At 71.4% G+C, this 16,731-nt stretch carries 19 protein-coding genes; 8 read left to right on the top strand and 11 right to left on the bottom strand.

Annotated features, from left to right (window positions below):
* Positions 1-62 precede the first annotated feature (62 nt).
* Complete coding sequence (locus tag N553_RS0110055) at positions 63-569, top strand: sigma-70 family RNA polymerase sigma factor (RefSeq protein ID WP_028046411.1); 507 nt, start codon at positions 63-65, stop codon at positions 567-569.
* A complete protein-coding gene (locus tag N553_RS0110050) occupies positions 566-1,252 on the top strand; it encodes a zf-HC2 domain-containing protein (protein WP_028046410.1) in 687 nt (228 codons plus the stop codon). Before N553_RS0110055 ends, N553_RS0110050 begins: the two co-directional genes overlap by 4 nt.
* Before the next feature lie 27 nt (positions 1,253-1,279).
* Here the strand turns inward: N553_RS0110050 and N553_RS0110045 are convergent, their stop codons facing one another.
* Genes N553_RS0110045 through N553_RS0110020 form a run of 6 tightly spaced genes read right to left on the bottom strand, consistent with a single transcriptional unit; the run spans position 1,280 to position 7,950 of the window.
* Positions 1,280-2,857, bottom strand: coding sequence for a triacylglycerol lipase (locus N553_RS0110045; protein WP_028046409.1), 1,578 nt, complete (start codon positions 2,855-2,857; stop codon positions 1,280-1,282).
* Between the two features lie 58 nt (positions 2,858-2,915).
* Positions 2,916-3,254 carry a UBP-type zinc finger domain-containing protein gene (locus N553_RS0110040; protein ID WP_028046408.1) on the bottom strand — a complete coding sequence of 113 codons (339 nt, stop codon included), beginning with the start codon at positions 3,252-3,254 and terminating at the stop codon, positions 2,916-2,918.
* A complete protein-coding gene (locus N553_RS0110035) occupies positions 3,251-4,741 on the bottom strand; it encodes an ATP-binding protein (RefSeq protein WP_028046407.1) in 1,491 nt (496 codons plus the stop codon). The genes N553_RS0110040 and N553_RS0110035 overlap by 4 nt, the downstream gene beginning before the upstream one ends.
* A 28-nt stretch (positions 4,742-4,769) precedes the next feature.
* Positions 4,770-6,443, bottom strand: coding sequence for an FAD-dependent oxidoreductase (locus N553_RS0110030; protein WP_028046406.1), 1,674 nt, complete (start codon positions 6,441-6,443; stop codon positions 4,770-4,772).
* A 59-nt stretch (positions 6,444-6,502) separates the two neighbouring features.
* Positions 6,503-6,979, bottom strand: a complete 477-nt coding sequence (locus N553_RS0110025) for a YbaK/EbsC family protein (protein ID WP_028046405.1) — start codon at positions 6,977-6,979, stop codon at positions 6,503-6,505.
* On the bottom strand, positions 6,976-7,950 hold the full coding sequence (locus tag N553_RS0110020) for a pirin family protein (protein ID WP_034622006.1): 975 nt from the start codon (positions 7,948-7,950) through the stop codon (positions 6,976-6,978). Before N553_RS0110020 ends, N553_RS0110025 begins: the two co-directional genes overlap by 4 nt.
* Before the next feature lie 63 nt (positions 7,951-8,013).
* Between N553_RS0110020 and N553_RS0110015 the strand changes: the two genes are divergently transcribed.
* From N553_RS0110015 to N553_RS0110005, 3 genes are read left to right on the top strand one after another with little or no spacing between them, the layout of a single operon-like run.
* Positions 8,014-8,490, top strand: a complete 477-nt coding sequence (locus N553_RS0110015) for an RNA polymerase sigma factor (protein WP_197030005.1) — start codon at positions 8,014-8,016, stop codon at positions 8,488-8,490.
* Positions 8,487-9,095 carry a methylated-DNA--[protein]-cysteine S-methyltransferase gene (locus tag N553_RS0110010; RefSeq protein WP_028046402.1) on the top strand — a complete coding sequence of 203 codons (609 nt, stop codon included), beginning with the start codon at positions 8,487-8,489 and terminating at the stop codon, positions 9,093-9,095. Before N553_RS0110015 ends, N553_RS0110010 begins: the two co-directional genes overlap by 4 nt.
* Positions 9,096-9,105: 10 nt before the next feature.
* Entirely contained in the window at positions 9,106-9,450 is a 345-nt protein-coding gene (locus N553_RS0110005) for a DUF2277 domain-containing protein (RefSeq protein WP_028046401.1), read from the top strand.
* On the opposite strand, the gene N553_RS0110000 is transcribed toward N553_RS0110005, so the two are convergent.
* Positions 9,447-9,725 (bottom strand): hypothetical protein, encoded by a 279-nt coding sequence (locus N553_RS0110000; RefSeq protein ID WP_028046400.1) that lies wholly within the window; start codon positions 9,723-9,725, stop codon positions 9,447-9,449. The two genes, N553_RS0110005 and N553_RS0110000, sit on opposite strands and share 4 nt — an antisense overlap.
* A gap of 14 nt (positions 9,726-9,739) precedes the next feature.
* Positions 9,740-11,248, bottom strand: a complete 1,509-nt coding sequence (gene mqo, locus N553_RS22115) for a malate dehydrogenase (quinone) (RefSeq protein WP_231505233.1) — start codon at positions 11,246-11,248, stop codon at positions 9,740-9,742.
* A gap of 146 nt (positions 11,249-11,394) precedes the next feature.
* On the opposite strand from mqo, the gene N553_RS0109990 reads away from it, so the two are divergent.
* The gene (locus tag N553_RS0109990; RefSeq protein ID WP_028046399.1) at positions 11,395-11,601 is read left to right on the top strand and encodes a hypothetical protein; all 207 of its coding nucleotides are present in this window, start codon (positions 11,395-11,397) and stop codon (positions 11,599-11,601) included.
* Positions 11,602-11,606: 5 nt separating this feature from the next.
* Here the strand turns inward: N553_RS0109990 and N553_RS22110 are convergent, their stop codons facing one another.
* The 3 genes from N553_RS22110 to N553_RS0109975 form a co-directional block, all read right to left on the bottom strand.
* Complete coding sequence (locus tag N553_RS22110; protein ID WP_231505232.1) at positions 11,607-12,662, bottom strand: App1 family protein; 1,056 nt, start codon at positions 12,660-12,662, stop codon at positions 11,607-11,609.
* Between the two features lie 180 nt (positions 12,663-12,842).
* Positions 12,843-13,721: a non-homologous end-joining DNA ligase gene (ligD, locus tag N553_RS0109980; protein ID WP_028046398.1), complete on the bottom strand. Its 879-nt coding sequence runs from the start codon at positions 13,719-13,721 to the stop codon at positions 12,843-12,845.
* On the bottom strand, positions 13,718-14,644 hold the full coding sequence (locus N553_RS0109975; protein ID WP_369796714.1) for a DNA ligase: 927 nt from the start codon (positions 14,642-14,644) through the stop codon (positions 13,718-13,720). The genes ligD and N553_RS0109975 overlap by 4 nt, the downstream gene beginning before the upstream one ends.
* Positions 14,645-14,757: 113 nt before the next feature.
* Here N553_RS0109975 and N553_RS22105 point away from each other — a divergent pair, with 113 nt between their 5' ends.
* Positions 14,758-15,612: a Ku protein gene (locus N553_RS22105; protein ID WP_051640056.1), complete on the top strand. Its 855-nt coding sequence runs from the start codon at positions 14,758-14,760 to the stop codon at positions 15,610-15,612.
* Positions 15,609-16,655: a PHP domain-containing protein gene (locus tag N553_RS0109965; protein WP_051640055.1), complete on the top strand. Its 1,047-nt coding sequence runs from the start codon at positions 15,609-15,611 to the stop codon at positions 16,653-16,655. Before N553_RS22105 ends, N553_RS0109965 begins: the two co-directional genes overlap by 4 nt.
* Positions 16,656-16,731: the final 76 nt, after the last annotated feature.

The following is a 16,731-nucleotide window of genomic DNA, read 5'->3' as shown; positions in this document are numbered from 1 at the left end:
TCGACCGTTGAACTTCGTACGCCCCGGCCCCGTTGACCGGGTAGGACGCCGGAAGGAGAGATGTGGGCGACGAACCGGACGCGCTGATGCGCGCGCTGCACCAGGCGTACGCGCGCCCGCTGCAGTCGTACGTCGTGCGGCTCACCGGTGACCACGCGCTCGCTCAGGACGTCGTCCAGGAGGCCATGGTCCGTGCCTGGAAGCACCCGGAGGTGCTCGCTCGTGAGCAGGACGCGACCCGCGCCTGGCTGTACACCGTGGTGCGCAACCTCGTCATCGACGACCGCCGCAGCGCCCGGCACGCCCGAGAGCGGACCGTCGACGCGACCCCCGACCGTGTGCAGCCCGACGAGTCGCAGGCGGTCCTGGACCAATGGCTCGTCTCGGACGCGCTCGCGCAGCTGTCCGCCGAGCACCGCGCCGTCGTCGTGGGTGCCTACTACGGTGGCCGGTCCGTCGCGGAGCTCGCGCACGAGCACCAGATCCCTGAAGGCACCGTGAAGTCGCGCCTGCACTACGGCCTGCGTGCCCTACGGCTCGCCCTGCAGGAAAGAGGGGTGTCGTCATGACCGGCATCGACCACCGGTACCGCGAGTGGGACGCCGCGTACGTGCTCGGCGCTCTGGGCCCGCAGGACAGGAGGGACTTCGAGGAGCACCTGCGCACCTGCGCCGAGTGCAGCGCCGCTGTCGCGGAGCTGGCCGGGATGCCCGGACTGCTCCGTCTGGTCCCGGCACAGGAGGCACTCAGCGAGATCGACGACTCCGTCGCAGGTGACGTGGTCCAGCTCGCCGCGCTCGCCCACAGGGCCAGGCGGGTGCGCAGGCGTCGGTTCGTCGCCCTGGTGGGGGCTGCGGCGGTCCTCCTCGTCGTGGGTGGTCTCGCCGGCACGTTCCTGTCCGGGCCCGCACCGGAGCCCCCGAGCGCGAGCGTCACCACGAACCTGGAGCTCGAGCCGGTGGGTGACGTCGCCGTGACCGCGGACCTCACGCTCGAGAAGAAGGGCTGGGGAACCCGGATCGACTGGGAGTGCAGCTACCCGGCCAACCTGTGGTCGACCGGCGACGGACCCACCTACGAGCTCGTCCTGGTCGACGACGCCGGACAGCGGACCGTCGTCGCGACCTGGTTGGCCCGTACGACGGGTGCGCGTGGGCTCGGGGCGTCGTCGAGCATCGTCACGGAGGACATCCGCAGCGTGGAGATCCGGGTCGCCGGATCGGACACCGCCCTCGCATCCGCCCGGACCTAGGCGCCGAGGGCGCGCGACCGCCCGGACCTAGACGACGAGGTCCAACGTGGTGCGCCCGGAGACCTCGATCGTGACCGAGGCCTGGGCGCCGAGCAGCTCGCGCGCCGAGGGCGGGACCGGGACGCGAACGACCCAGCGCCCGGACGCCGCATCCTCGTCCTGCAGAGGAGGGTTCACGGCCGGGTCGGGGACCCAGTCGCTGATCGCACCGGGGATCGCCGAGTTCCACACCGCCCACGACTTCGGGGGAGCACCCGGCTCGAACGCGATGTCGACGACGAGGACGTCCGACCAGTCGGCGGTCGACTCGAGGTGGTCGAGGAAGGTGAGCAGGCCCCCCTTCTTGCGCAGCGAGACCAGCCGCAGCTGCAGCACGTGCCGCATCGTGGGTGACTGCTGTCCCGTCGCGGCGTCCGACGGTCTGCGCACGGCCGTCGACAGGTAGGTGCGCACCACCGGCACGGGCGTGCTCGGGACGTCCTCGCTGACCGGCTTCTCGATCTGGATGGGGCACAGGTGCGCTGCGGTCTGCTCGTGCAGCACGACCGGAAGGCCCCGGATGGAGAGCGCGATCTCGAGCTGCCAGTCCGTGTCGTCGTCCGGCGTCCCGGGGAGCCGGCAGTCCGTGAGGTCCGCGCGCACCTCGACGTCCCCGAAGAGGAACCGGCGCAGGTTCTGGTAGCCCTCCTCGGAGTTCACGATGCCGAAGCGACCCGAGTGGCTGCGGTGCACGAGCGCGCGCGGAGCGCCCTGCACGGAGGCGTTGTCGATCTGCACGAGACCGTCGCTGCGGGGACCGACGACGCGCGAGGAGAGGCCTCTGGCGACGGGGTAGTCCTCGGCGTTCGTGCCGACGAGGCAGAAGAGCCTGTCCTTGGGGAAGCCGTCGTCCGGCATCCGGGTCGCGTCGAACGGCTCGGCCGGGTCGCGAGACCCCGACCAGGTCAGGTACTCGTGCATCCGTTCCGGCCCGAAGATGTCCGCGCCGGCGACGCCGGTGTCCCGCAGCCGCTCGAGCGCCCCGAACCCGACCGCGAACTCGATCCCGCCGTGCGGCGTCGCGTACGTGAAGACGCGGTCGACGAACGCGGTCGCCGCGTCCGGCCGGCCGCCCACGTCGGGGTCGTCCGGGATCGTCCGCTGGATCATGGAGCGCACGACCAGCCCGCCCATGGAGTGCGCGACCAGGAACACGCGCGGTGCACCGGTCTGCCGGCGCACGAGCTTGACCAGGGTGAACAGGCTCTCGGCGGCGCGTTGCAGGCTGAACGCGTTCGGGTCCCTCGTGACGTTCGGCGCGAACTCGTCGTAGAACCTGTGCACCCAGATCGACGCCGCCGGGACCGTGCCCGGCTCCTGCTCGGTGAGATAGGAGAGCTGGTTGCCCTGGACCAGGAGCCGGTAGTCGTGGTCGATCATCAGGCGCAGCAGCGGACTCTCGAACTGGTGGAACACCGGGCGGTCGCCGCCGTCGACCCGCACCTGGACCGACCCCACGTTGAACCCGTAGAACGGGTCGTCGACCGCCTCGTCGATTCCCGACGGGCCGCCGGCGTACCCGCGGACGTAGATGACCGGAAGCCTGCCGTCGTTCGCGTACGCCATCGTCGCTCCTCTGTTGGGGCTCTCGACGACGACACCGGCGTCGACAGCGACCTCGGACTCATCGGTGCAGGTGGGACCGCCAGTCGTCGGGGACACGACCCGCGGGGCCGGGAACGGTCTGCTCGACCGGGCGGTGCTCCGGGCCTGCGAGCGCAGGACCCACGGTGTACGCGTCAGCGGTGTAGTCCCAGAACCAGTCCTCGTCGGGCTCGAACGTCCGCATCACGGGGTGCCCGGTGTCCCGGAAGTGCGCCGTGGCGTGCTGCGAGGGTGACGTGTCGCAGCACCCGATGTGACCGCACGTCGCGCAGCGCCGCAGGTGGAACCACCAGCCGTTCGCTGCGTCGCACTCGAGGCACCCGTCCCCGCTCGGCGGAACGGTCGGGTCGATGCTCATGCGGTGGGCCCTTCGGTCGGCGAGTAGGGGAGCCGGACGCGGAACCGGGTGTCACCCGGGCGTGAGGTCACGGACAGGTCGCCGTGGTGCTTGTCGACGACGATGCGCCAGGAGATGTCGAGGCCGAGGCCCGTCCCCGAGCCGACGTCCTTGGTGGTGAAGAACGGCTCGAACACGCGGCCGATCACCTGCTCGGGGATGCCGGAGCCGGTATCGGCGACCTCGACCTCGAGCCAGTCGTCCACGCCCCGGGTGGTGAGCGTCAGCGTCCTGTGCCCGTCCGGCTGTCCCGCCATCGCCTGGACGGCGTTGTCGACCAGGTTGGTCCACACCTGGTTGAGCTCGGCTGCGAAGACGACGATCGGCGCGAGGTCGCGGTCGTAGTTCCGGACCACGGTGACCCCGTCGCCCAGCTTGCGGTCGAGCATCGTCAGGGTGCTGTCGAGCAGGTCGTGCACGTCGACCAGCTGCTCGGGTGCGTGCCCGATCTGCGAGTACTGCTTCGCGGCGCCGACCAGCGACGAGATCCGGCTCGTGGCGTCCTCGACCTCGGTCATGAGCAGCTCGGTCTCGAGGGTGTAGGCGAGCCAGCGCACGGCACCCTCGAGCACCTCGTCGCCCACCCAGGCCGCCACGGCGTCGAGCCACGCCGGGTCGATCCCCGCGGTGACGAAGCTCTCCGCCAGCTCCCACCCGCCCTCGATGCCGTGCGCGTCCATCCAGTCCCCGATGGCGTCCTCGAGGTCGGACACCTCCATCGCCGACAGCTTGTGGCCCGCTGCTCGCGTCGCAGCCAGGGAGTGGACCGCCTTCTCCTGCAACGTGATGATCTGGTTCAGCTGCTCGCTGTCGTACGCGCCCGAGGCGATGAACGCGAGCTTGTGGCGCATACCGGCCACGCGCTCGCGCAGCGTGGCGGTCGCCCGGGTGGCCGCGGCGGCGGGGTTGTTGAGCTCGTGGGTCAGGCCCGCGGACAGCGAGCCCAGCGCCAGGAGCCGCTCGCGCTGACCGATCGCACGGTGGGAGTTCTGCTGCCCGAAGAAGAGCCCTTCCAGCAGGTGGACCGCCATCGGGAACCAGTCGTTCATGAAGGCGGAGAAGTCGCCCGCGGACAGCACGTACCAGCGGGACGGCTCGAGGATCCGGATGGTCTGGGTGTAGGTCTGCGCGCGGTCGCCCAGGTAGGACGCGAAGGCGCCCGCGTAGACGCCCTTCTGGCTCGTCCGGCTGACCTCGATGTCGTCGTCGCCGACCCGGCGGTACAGGGCGACCGACCCGTCGAGCATCACGTAGAACTCCGTGGCCGGCTCGCCCTCGCGGTACAGCACGCCGGGTTCGTACCGCTCCACGTGGCCGTGACCGCACAACCACAGGAGCTGTTCGTCGCTGAGCTTCTCGAACAGGAACGTGGACCGCAGCTCGTCGATGTCGCAGGGCAGGTGCTCGCGCGTCGGTTCTGCCGTCGTCGGCTCTTCGGTCGTGGTCACAGCTGCTCCAGGTAGCGGTGGTGGGTGGTTACAGCTGGTCCAGGTAGCGGTGGACGAGCATGACGGCCATGGCGCCCTCGCCGACGGCGCTGGCTACGCGCTTGGCCGACTCGGCCCGCACGTCGCCCGCGGCGAACACCCCGGGCACGCTCGTCTCCAGGTGGTAGGGCGGCCGGTCGAGGGGCCACGCCTCCGGGGGACGGCCGTCGACGAGCAGGTCGTGCCCCGCACGGACGAACCCGTGCGTGTCCCTGGTCACGACACCGTCGAGCCAGGTCGTCAGGGGTGCGGCGCCGATGAACACGAACAGCCAGCCGGTCTCCACCGTCTCCTTCTCACCGGTGACCGTGTCCCGGAGCACGAGCTGCTCGAGGTGGTCGTCGCCGACCGCCTCGACCACCTCCGACCTGGTCCGGACGCGGATGCGCTCGTTGCTCTCCACCTGCTCGACCAGGTAGTGCGACATCGACTGGACGAGAGAGTCGGCCCGAACTACGAGCGTCACCGAGCGGGCGTGCGCCGACAGGAACATCGCCGCCTGCCCCGCGGAGTTGGCCCCGCCGACGACGTAGATGTCCTGGTCGGAGCACGCGTTGGCCTCGGTGAGCGCTGAGCCGTAGTAGACGCCCCGGCCCGTCAGCGCCCCGATGCCCGGTCCGTCGAGCTCCCGGTAGGCAACTCCGCTGGCCAGGATGACCGTGTGCGCGTCCACCGAGCTGCCGTCGGCGAACCGCACCGACCGGGCCGCGCCGTTGACCTCGAGCCCGACCGCGTCCTGGGTCATGACGATCTCGGCCCCGAACTTCAGCGCCTGCCGGCGGGCCCGCTCGGTGAGCTGAGCGCCGGACACCCCGTCGGGGAAGCCGAGGTAGTTCTCGATCCGCGAGCTCTGGCCCGCCTGTCCGCCGGTCGCGGTCCGCTCGACCAGCGCCGTGCGCAGCCCTTCCGAGGCGCCGTACAGCGCGGCGCTCAGCCCGGCCGGGCCACCCCCGATGACGACGAGGTCGTAGAACTGCTCGGCGGGTGACACGGTCAGTCCGACCTCGGCGGCGAGCTCGGCGTCCGTCGGCGCGACGAGGGCCTTGGCCTCCGTCGTGATCACGAGGGGCAGGTTCAGCCCGTCCTGTCCGGCGGCCTCCAGCAGCCGTCGGCCCTCGGGCTCGTCGGACGCGTACCAGCGGTAGGCCACCTGGTTGCGCGCCAGGAACTCGCGCACCTCGGACGACCGGGCCGACCAGCGGTGACCGACCACCTTCGTCTCGGCCACCGACTTGTGCGGCGACGTCTTCCACGCCTTGAGCTGGGCGTCGATCACCGGGTAGAACTTCTCCTCCGGCGGGTCCCAGGGCTTGAGCAGGTAGTGGTCGAGGTCGATCACGTTGACCGCGTCGATCGCGACGTCGGTGTCCGCGTACGCGGTGAGCAGGATGCGGCGGGCCGCAGGGAACAGGTCCATCGCCTGCTCGAGGAACTCCAGACCGTTCATCTCCGGCATGCGGTGGTCGGCGAGCAGCACGGCCACCTGGTCGCCGCGGAGCTTGAGCTCGCGCAGCGCGTCCAGCGCGGCTGACCCGGACTCGGCGCGCACCACCCGGTACGCCGACCCGTACTGGCGCCGCAGGTCCCGGGCCACCGAACGGGAGACAGCGGGGTCGTCGTCGACCGTCAGAAGGACCGGTTGGCGTTGTTGCACCTGCTCCACGTGACTCCTTCTTCGGTCCAGGGTCTCTGCGCACAGTCTGTGCTCCGGAGCCCGAAATGTCAGTCGCCGACGACGAGCGGGCGACCATGCGTGACGCGCACGAGCTCCTCGAACGTCGTCGGGAACACCGTGTGCGGAGTCCCGCCGGCCGCCCAGACCTGCGGGTAGTCCTCGAGTGCCACGTCGACGACTGTCTCCACAGGCGTCGGATGGCCCAGGGGTGCGACTCCGCCGATGGCCTGGCCGGTTGCCGTGCGCACCTGGTCGGGGGTCGCCCGTGCCACGTGTGCCTTGCCGAGCGTCGCGGCGAGGGTCGCCGTGTCGACGCGGTGACGTCCGCTCGTGAGGACGAGCAGGGGTGCGTCGTCGGCCCAGAAGATCAGGCTGTTGGCGATCGCACCTACCTCGACGCCGAGTGCAGCCGCAGCCTCGGCGGCCGTGCGGGCCGAGTCGGGGAGCTCGCGGACGAGACCCACGACGCCGGCGTCGGCCAGGGCCGTGGCAACCAGACGGGAGCGGACCGGCAGCTCGGTCATCCTGGTTCCTCGGGGGGCCGGCGGCGCCGCGGCTGCAGGCGGATGTTCGGGAGCTCGGGCGCCGGGATGCGCAGGTCCCCGTGCCCGTGGACGACTCCGAACCGGTCCGCGCGCTCCGGTGACTCCCAGTCGGCCCGGGCCTGGGCGATGTCGGCGTGGTCGCGGCCGACGAAGTTCCACCACATCACGAGGTCGTGCTCGAACGGTGCTCCGCCGAGGAGCAGGAGACGGGCTCCCTCGCGCGAGCGCAGGTGGACCGACGAGCGGCCGTCGCCGAGGTACAGCAGCCCGCTCGGTGCGTGCGCCGTGCCGGCGACGTCGAGCGCACCGTCCAGGACGAGAACAGCGTGCTCGAACCCCGGGACCAGAGGAACCTCCGCCGCCGCACCGGCGTCGACGGTCACCTCGGCACCCAGCAAGGGCGTGTGCACGCGCGCCGGCGACGCGTGACCGTCGAGCTGCCCGACGAAGACCGTCGCGCGGACGCCCGTAGTCGACCACTGCGGCAGGTCGCCCACCTGCTCGAAGCCGGCCGCACCCTGGGCGACGCCGTCGGGCAGCGCGATCCACAGCTGTGCGGCGTGCAGCAGCGGTGCTGAGCCGAGCGAGAACTCCGAGTGCGACACGCCATGACCGGCCGTCATCAGGTTGAGCTGCCCCGGTCGGACGACGGCCTCGGAGCCGACGCTGTCGCGGTGCAGGATCTCGCCCGCGACCGGCCACGTGACGGTCTGCAAGCCGGTGTGGGGATGGGGGAGCACCCGCATGTCGACGTTCTGCGGGCCGAACTCGTCGAGGAAGCACCACGCACCGACGAGCGGCAACCCTCGCTGCGGAAGCGTCCGGCGGACCTGCATCGCGCGGACGCCGCCGAGGGGGACGTCGCGCGACGCGTGCAGCTCGACGACCGGCCCTCGCGTCGGTGCGAGGTCGCAGAGCTCGGGCACCGGCCGGACCTCCAGGTTCGTCACGAGGACCACCCTAGAAGTCGGACCTCACGTACGGGCACCCCCACGCGTCTGCACACTGTGAGCGTGAAGCAACCCTTCGAGGCAGTGGTCGCCGCGCACGGTCCCACCGTGCTGCGTGTCTGCCGTGCCGTGGTGGGACCTGCGGACGCCGACGACGCCTGGTCCGAGACGTTCCTGTCGGCGCTCGGTGCCTACCCCGACCTGCCCGACGACGCGAACGTCGAGGCGTGGCTCGTGACGATCGCGCACCGCAAGGCGATCGACGTGGTCCGTCGCGCCGCGCGCCAGGCGGTCCCCGTCGCCGAGGTCCCGGACAGGTCGACCACGGCGGGTGGTCGGGACCTCGACCTCTGGGCCGCGTTGGCCGCTCTGCCCGACAAGCAGCGGCACGTCGTCGCCTACCACCACCTCGGCGGACTCCCGTACGACGACGTCGCTGCGCTCGTCGGAGGTACGGCGGCCGCCGCGCGACGCGCCGGGTCGGACGGTATCGCGGCACTGCGCAGGACCTATCCGGGGATCGAGGGAGGACGACCATGAGCGACGACGACACACCCACCGGCCTGCTCGGGGACATCGACCCGGCCGACCTGGCGCGCCTGCACGCGGACCTCGTCGAGCGGGGAGCGGCTCTGGTCGACGTCGCCTACCGCACGCTCGACAGCCCGGTCGGTCCGCTGCTGCTCGCGCGCACCGAGCGCGGCCTCGTCCGCGTCGCGTTCGCGGTGCAGGACCACGACGCGGTCCTCCAGTCGCTCTCGGACAGCATCAGCCCCCGAGTGCTGGAGGCGCCCGGGCGTCTCGACGACGTGGCTCGCGAGCTCGACGAGTACTTCGCGGGGCGACGCACCACGTTCGACGTCCCTCTGGACCTGAGGCTGCTGCACGGATTCCGAAGGGTCGTCGTCGAGCACCTGCCCGACATCGGCTACGGCCGGACGGCGAGCTATGCCGAGGTGGCGAGCCGTGCCGGCAGCCCCAAGGCGGTGCGGGCCGTCGGGACGGCGTGCGCGCTCAACCCGCTGCCCCTGGTGCTGCCGTGCCACCGGGTGGTCCGTTCGGACGGGTCGCAGGGGCAGTACGTCGGGGGTGCGGATGCCAAGCGCACGCTGCTGGCCCTGGAGACGACGGTGCCTGCCGCGTAGCGTCGGTGCCATGTGCCGGAACATCACCACGCTCCGTGGGCTCGAACCGCCCGCCACCTCCGAGGAGATCACCGCCGCAGCGCGCCAGTACGTGCGCAAGGTGACGGGGGTCCAGACCCTCAGCGACCACACACGCGACCCGTTCGAGGCGGCCGTCGCCGAGATCGCCGCCATCACGGCCCGTCTGCTCGACGAGCTGCCCGAGCGTCGTCAGCCGCCGACCACGGTGCCGCCCTTGCGTCGCGCCGAGGTCCAGGCGCGCATCGCGGCCCGGGAGGCGCACGAGCGGGCTCACGAGCTGGGGCTACCCCATGAGCACGACGACGACCACGACCACGACCTGGCGAACGCCTAGCGCGGCGGCCAGTCCACGAGCCGGGGGATCCCCACCGGGGCGACGGCCGCGAGCGCCAGGAACCGTGCCTCGGCGCGGTGCAGTCGGATGTGTTCGTCGAGCGACCACGTCGGCCCGTTGCTCAGCACCATCCCGCACGCGCAGTCGATCGTCACGCGACCGTCGTCGGTGGTCGTCACCTGACCGACGGTCGTGTGCTCGGTCGCGGCGCGCAGCTTGGCGCGCCGCATCTCTGCACTGACGGCCTCGGGTGCGGTGGTGGAGTCGTGGGGCACGACCCCATCGTCTCTCAACGCTCGCTGGGCAGCTCGTCCATGAGCTCGTCGAGGTGCGCGAGCTCGAAGGACTCGTCCCAGGCCCCGCCGCCGAGGCTCGGCATCATCGCGCGCAGGCGCGGCTGCCACTGCGCCGACCGCTCCGGGAAGCAGCGGTCGAGCAGGTCGAGCATCGTCGCGACGGCCGTCGACGCGCCCGGCGATGCACCGAGCAGACCGGCGATGGAGCCGTCGGCGGACGTGACCAGCTCGGTGCCGAACTCGAGCACGCCGCCGAGCTTCTTGTCCCGCTTGATCACCTGGACGCGCTGACCTGCGGTGATGAGCTCCCAGTCCCGCGGGTGGGCGCTCGGCATGAACGCGCGCAGCGTGCGCAGGCGGTCGGCGTCGTTCGCGGTGACCTCGCCGACCAGGTACTTCAGCAGGTCGGAGTTCTTCAGGCCGACCGCGAGCATCGGGACCAGGTTGCCGGGTCGCACGGATCGCACCAGGTCGGTCCAGGAGCCGTGCTTGAGGAACTTCATGCTCCAGCCGGCGTAGGGGCCGAACATGAGCGCGGACCCGCCGTCGACCACACGGGCGTCCAGGTGGGGCACCGACATCGGGGGAGCGCCGACGTCCGCCTTGCCGTAGACCTTGGCCTGGTGCGCGGCGATGATCTCCGGGTTGGTGGTGCGCAGGAACTGCCCGCTGATCGGGAAGCCGCCGAAGCCCTTCGCCTCAGGGATCCCGGACCGCTGGAGCAGGCGCAGCGCGCCGCCGCCGGCCCCGATGAACACGAACCGCGCGCGGACCTTGCGTGCCCTGACGTGCCCGTTCCACCGGCGGTCCTTGATGCGCAGGTTCCAGGTGCCGTCGCGTCGCTGCCTGAGCCTGGTGACCTCGCTCTCGAGGTGCAGGCGCGCGCCGCGGTCCACGGCGTCGGCAACCATCGCGCGGGTCAGCCGACCGAAGTCGACGTCCGTGCCGGCGGCCGAGCGCGTCGCTGCGACGACCTCGGACGGGTCGCGGTCGGCGAGGAGCAGCGGGGCCCACTGCGCGATCTGCTCGCGGTCGGTGCTGAACTCGATGTCGTCGAAGAGGGGGTGCGTGCGCAGCGTCTCGTACCGCCGGCGCAGGTAGTCCGCGTTGGCCTCGCCGCGCACGAACGTCATGTGCGGGGTCGACGACAGGAAGCCGTCACCGTCGGGCAGGCGGTTCGCGGTGGCGAGGTGGTTCCACAGCTCGCGCGACAGCTCGAACTGCTCGTTGATGGCGACGGCCTTGCTGATGTCGATCGAGCCGTCTGCACGCTCGGGGGTGTAGTTCAGCTCGCAGAGTGCGGCGTGGCCGGTGCCCGCGTTGTTCCAGGCGTTCGTGCTCTCCTGCGCCAGACCGGGCCGGACCTCGTGGATCTCCACGGTCCAGGTGGGTTCGAGGGTCGTGATCAGCGCGGCCAGCGTGGCGCTCATGATCCCGCCGCCGACCAGGACGACGTCGACCGTCTTGTCGGGCAGGGCCGCTGTCTTCTCGTGTTCCGCCACGTTGTCGATCGTATGTTGACGTCGAGATACCTCTACCCCGAGGGGCTGTGATCTTCGTCGCGGGCCTACGTCACATTTTCCGGTGCGGGGTGCCCGAACGGTGGTTCGTGCGTGCATCGGGGGGACGCGCGGGGTACAACCAAGACATGAGCCGTGACCGGGACCTGACCTCTGACCCGTCCGCCGAGCACCTGGCGGACCCGCTGCAGTCGCAGGCCGACCTGGACTCGGCCGACGCCCGTTCCGGCGGCAACGCGGCCCGTGCGCCCCGGTCCCTGCACGCGGTGGAGCTCGTGGCCGATGACGAGGCGATCGCCAGCAGCGACGAGTGGGACGACCCCGAGCGCCTCTGAGCGCCTCAGCGCAGCCGGAGGCCCCGGCTCCGGACCTGCCGTGCGATGGACGGTCCGTCCGGGCCCTGCAGGACGGGGATGCCGTCTCGCTGTGCCCGCAGCTCCGCCCGCAGCGAGTCGGTCGTCGGTGTGGGCACGCCGTGCGCAAGGACGTGCTCGGTGAAGGTGAGCTGGCGGATCAGGATCGCGTGCACGTGGCCGGGATGGTGCTGTGCGGCCCCGGCGTAGATCTGCGGGTCACGTTGGCCGTCGTCTCCGACCAGCACCCACTTCACGTCCGGCAGCTCGCGCATCAGGCGCCGTAGCTGGGTGATCTTGTGGGTCGGACCGCTGCGGAACCAGCCGCTGTTCGTCGGACCCCAGTCGGTCATGAGCAGAGGCCCGGAGGGGAAGCCGAACTGCCGTAGGAACCGACCGACCGTCGGCGCCGCGTTCCAGGCCCCGGTCGACAGGTACACGACCGGCAGGCGATCGTCGCCGTCGACCAGCTCGGCGTAGAGCGAGGACATGCCAGGGACCGGCTCGCGGGCGTTCTCGTGCCGCATGAACACGTTCCACGCGGCGACGAAGGGCCGCGGAAGCCGCGTGACCATGACGGTGTCGTCGATGTCGCTGACGATCCCGAACCGGACGTCGGGCGCGATGACGTGGACGGGGGCCATGGCGACGGCGCCGTCCTGGGACGTGATCCGGACGTCGTGCCAGCCGGGCGTCAGGTCGGCGGTCAGGACGACGTCGACGAACCCGCCCCTGTCGGTCGTGACCCGGTGGACGCGGCCCCCGACCGCGACCTCGAGCACCGCACCGGGCACCTGGGCCGTGGCGAAGCTCCGCCAGCCGCGCAGCGCCGGCGCGGACCGTGCGCCCGCCTGTGCGGAGCTGCCGGCGCCCGGCAGGTCGTGGTCCTCGACGATCGGTGCGGCAAGCAGGGCGCGAGCCATCACGCGAACCCACCCTGCGGCCCCGTAGCCGGCGTAGGGCTCCACCCGGACGGTCCAGCCGCGCCGGCGCAACCGAGCGTCGATGCGCCTGTCGATGGCGCTCTCGATGCGTGCCGCCACGTGCGGCCCCTTGGTGCGCACGTCGGACCGTCGGGACGCCGTCACGCGTCGCCCGTCCGCACGGCGCCTACCTGCTGGGCCGTGAGCGACGGGACGGCGGATGTGGGCAGCGCCATGGTGGACCTCCTCCGGGGTGTATCCGGATACGGTGCCCCACGGCTCGACCGCTCGCCATCGGAGTCAGGCGAACGGGTCGCCCCTCTCGGCGTACCGCGCGACGACGTCGTCGGGAGTCAGCTGCGTCAGGCCGGGTCCGATCTCGTCCCACCACCGCGGTGCCGCGACGTGCGGGTACTCCCGACCGCGGAGCGAGTAGGGCGTGATCGTGGTCTTCGCCGGATGGTTCTGCGACCAGTCGATCAGCACCTTCCCGCCACGCAGGTCCTTCTTCATGATCGCGACCACGAGCTTCGAGTTCTCGGCTGCGATGTCGTACGCCAGGTCGTGGGCGTACTGGCGCACCTCCATGACCGTCTGCGTCCCCGGCAACGGCGCGTAGAGCTGCATGCCCTTGCTTCCCGAGGTCACGGGCACGATCGCGTCGTGCCCGTCCGCACGCAGCCGTTCGGCCACGAGGTGGGCGACCTCGGCACACGCGTCCAGCCCTGCCGGGGGCCCGGGGTCGAGGTCGACCACGAGCCGGTCCGGGTGGTGGACGGCGCCGCGCGGGCCGACGCGCCACTGCGGGGTGTGCAGCTCGAGCGCCCCCTGGTTCGCCGCCCACACCAGCCCGGCCAGGTCGTCGAGGAAGGGCAGCTCCAGCTCTGCGCCCTCGTCGTCGGAACCGGGGGCGGCCCGGATCTTGCGCCGACGGACCCAGGCGGGTGCACCGCGTGGCGTGTTCTTCTCGAAGAACTTCTCTCCGCCCACACCGTCGGGCCAGCGGATGCGCGTCACCGGCCGTCCCTTGAGCTGGGCGAGCAGCGCAGGTGCGATGCCGACCGAGTAGTTCATGACCTCGGCCTTGGTCATCCCCGTCGCCGGGTACATGACCTTCTCCAGGTGGCTGACGCGGACCGAACGGCCCTCGACGTCCACCATCTGCCGTTCTGGTGTCACGGCTGCTCCCAGGGGTCGGCGTCGGTATCGGTGCGGATCCCACGGACCACCGGCTGGCGCAGGCGCCCCGTGGGGTTTCGGGCCAGGTACAGGGTGTCGACGATGACGACGGGGTCGACCCAGCGGGTCCCGCGCGCGTCCTCGACGGGGATCGGCTCGTCGAACGGCGAGTCCGCGCGCGCGTGCTCCTCCAGGAGCTTGCGCAGGCTGGTCGCCTTCTGACCGGTCAGGCCGCTGCCTGCGCGTCCGAGGAACCGCAGGGCGCCGGCCGCGTCGCGCGCGCCGAAGAGCACGGCACCGAGCCGTCCCGACCCGGTGGTCTCCGGGCGCCAGCCGCACACGATCGCGGCGCGCGTCCGACGGTGGGGCGCCTTGACCCAGTCGTCGGATCGGCGGCCGGGCTGGTAGGTCGACGAGCGTCGCTTGGCCACCACACCTTCGAGCCCGAGCTGTTCCGTCACCCCCCACAGCTCCTGACCGTCGGGATAGATGGGGGAGAGCTGCACGTTCCGGGGCAGAGCGAGCTGCTCGAGGACCACGCGCCGCTCGTCGTACGTCGTCCGGGTCAGGTCGTCGCTCGCGTGCCTGAGCACGTCGAACACCATGAAGGTCACCGGTTGACGTGCGGCCAGCGCGGCCGCGCGGCGGACGTCGCGCACGTGCATCCGCTCGGCGAGGGCGGTGAACGACGGGATCCCGTCGGCCATGAGGACGATCTCCCCGTCGAGGATCGTGTCCTGGACAGCTGCCAGGCCGTCCAGCTCGGGGTAGGCCAGGGTGATCTCGCGCTCGGTGCGGCTCCAGAGCTGCAGGACGCCCGACGAGGTGTCCGCGATCGCCCGGACGCCGTCCCACTTGACCTCGAACGCCCACGCCGACCCGCGCGGAAGTCCCGTCGGTCCGGTCGCGGGGGTGGCGAGCATGGGCTCCACGGGTCCATCCTGCCGGTAGAAGGTCGCGCGGGTCGCGCCCTGTGAAAGGCGTGCCCGTGATGGTTCGGGCCACCGCACCTCGACGACGGAAGGCAGCACACACCATGCGAGCGATCTGGAAGGGTTCCGTCGCCTTCGGGCTGGTCAACGTTCCCGTGCGGCTCTACTCGGCGACGGGGGAGCACGAGGTGACGCTTCACCAGGTGCACCGAGAGGACGGCGGCCGCATCCGCTACCGCAAGTTCTGCAGCATCGACGGCGAGCCAGTCGAGATGTCCGACATCGCCAAAGGCTACGAGACCGAGGACGGTGAGCTCGTGGTGCTCACCGACGAGGACTTCCGCTCGCTGCCCTTGTCCACCGAGCGGGAGATCGAGGTGCTCGAGTTCGTCCCGGTGGACCAGGTGGACCCGATCCTGCTGCAGAAGACGTACTACCTCGAGCCGGAGAAGTCCGCCGCGAAGCCGTACGCGCTGCTTCGCGGGGCGCTCGAGCAGGCCGACCGGGTGGCGGTCGTGAAGGTCGCGCTGCGGCAGCGTGAGTCCATGGCGATCTTGCGGGTCCGCGACAAGGTCATCGTCATGCAGACCCTGCTGTGGCCCGACGAGGTCCGGGCGGTCGACTTCCCCGTCCTGGACGACGAGGTCACGGTCCGTCCTCAAGAGCTCGCGATGGCGTCGTCGCTCGTCGACTCGCTCGCCGCGGACTTCGACCCGACGCAGTACGAGGACCGGTACGCGGGCGCGCTCGAGGCGATGATCCAGGCCAAGGTCTCCTCGGGGGACACGCAGTCCGTTCCGGTCCCGCCCGGGGAGGACGACTCCGAGGGTGGTGGCGACGTGGTCGACCTGCTGGCCGCGCTGCAGCGCAGCGTCGAGAAGGCCCGCAGCGCACGTGGTGACGAGCCGGAGAAGGCCACGAAGGACGCGCCGAAGAAGCGGAAGTCCAAGGCGTCGTGAGCCCGTCGGACCGCTCGGCGTCGGGCCGTCAGGCCGACGCCGTGACAGCACTGCGCCGGATCGCGTTCCTCCTGGAGCGTGCACAGGCCAGTGCGTACCGCAGCGAGGCGTTCCGCAAGGCCGCGGTGAGCGTCGAGAAGCAGGACCCGAACCGTCTCGCGGTCCTGGAGACCACGGGTGCCCTGGCGACGTTGCCGTCGGTCGGCGCCCGCACGGCGGACGTCGTCGCGCACGTGCTCCGAGGAAAGCCGGTCGAGTACCTGGACGCGCTCGAGCAGGAGTACGCCTCGTCGTCCATAGCGCCCGAGGCGAGCGCCCTGCGCCAGGCGCTGCGGGGCGACCTCCACGCGCACACGGAGGCCAGCGACGGCTCCACGCCCATCCAGGAGATGGTTCTTGCGGCGATGGAGCTCGGCCACGACTACCTGGCGATCACCGACCACTCACCCCGGCTCACGGTCGCGAACGGGCTGTCGGCCGCCCGGCTGCGGGCCCAGCTGGCGCAGGTCGCCGCCCTGAACACCGTGGTGGGGCCCTTCCGGGTCCTCACCGGCATCGAGGTCGACATCCTCGACGACGGCCAGCTGGACCAGGACCCGGCCCTGCTCGACGAGCTCGACGTGGTCGTCGCCTCGGTGCACTCCAAGCTGCGCATGGACCGCGGACCGATGACCGAGCGGATGCTTGCGGCCGTGCGCAACCCGCGCACGGACATCCTGGGCCACTGCACGGGTCGACAGGTCAAGGGCAAGAGCCGCCCGCAGAGCGAGTTCGACGCGCGTCGTGTCTTCGAGGCCTGCGCCGAGAACGGCGTGGCCGTGGAGATCAACTGCCGGCCAGACCGCCTCGATCCGCCGCACGAGCTGCTGGCCCTCGCCATCGAGGCCGGCTGCCTCTTCTCGATCGACACGGATGCGCACGCCCCCGGCCAGCTCGACTGGCTCGGGGCCGGCTGCGAACGCGCCGCGCAGCACGGTCTCAACCCGGCCCGAGTGATCACGACCTGGCCGCTCGACGACCTGCTGGAACGCGCGCACAGGTGACACGACACGCCCCGGATCGGTCTGAGGGCACTTCACGGGTTAGTGTCAGCCGGTCGTCCCCGGGCAGTCGGTCCCT

Origin of the sequence: Cellulomonas sp. URHE0023, assembly GCF_000688475.1 — a bacterium.
GTDB lineage: Bacteria > Actinomycetota > Actinomycetes > Actinomycetales > Cellulomonadaceae > Cellulomonas.
This window is presented reverse-complemented; position numbering and strand designations above follow the sequence as displayed.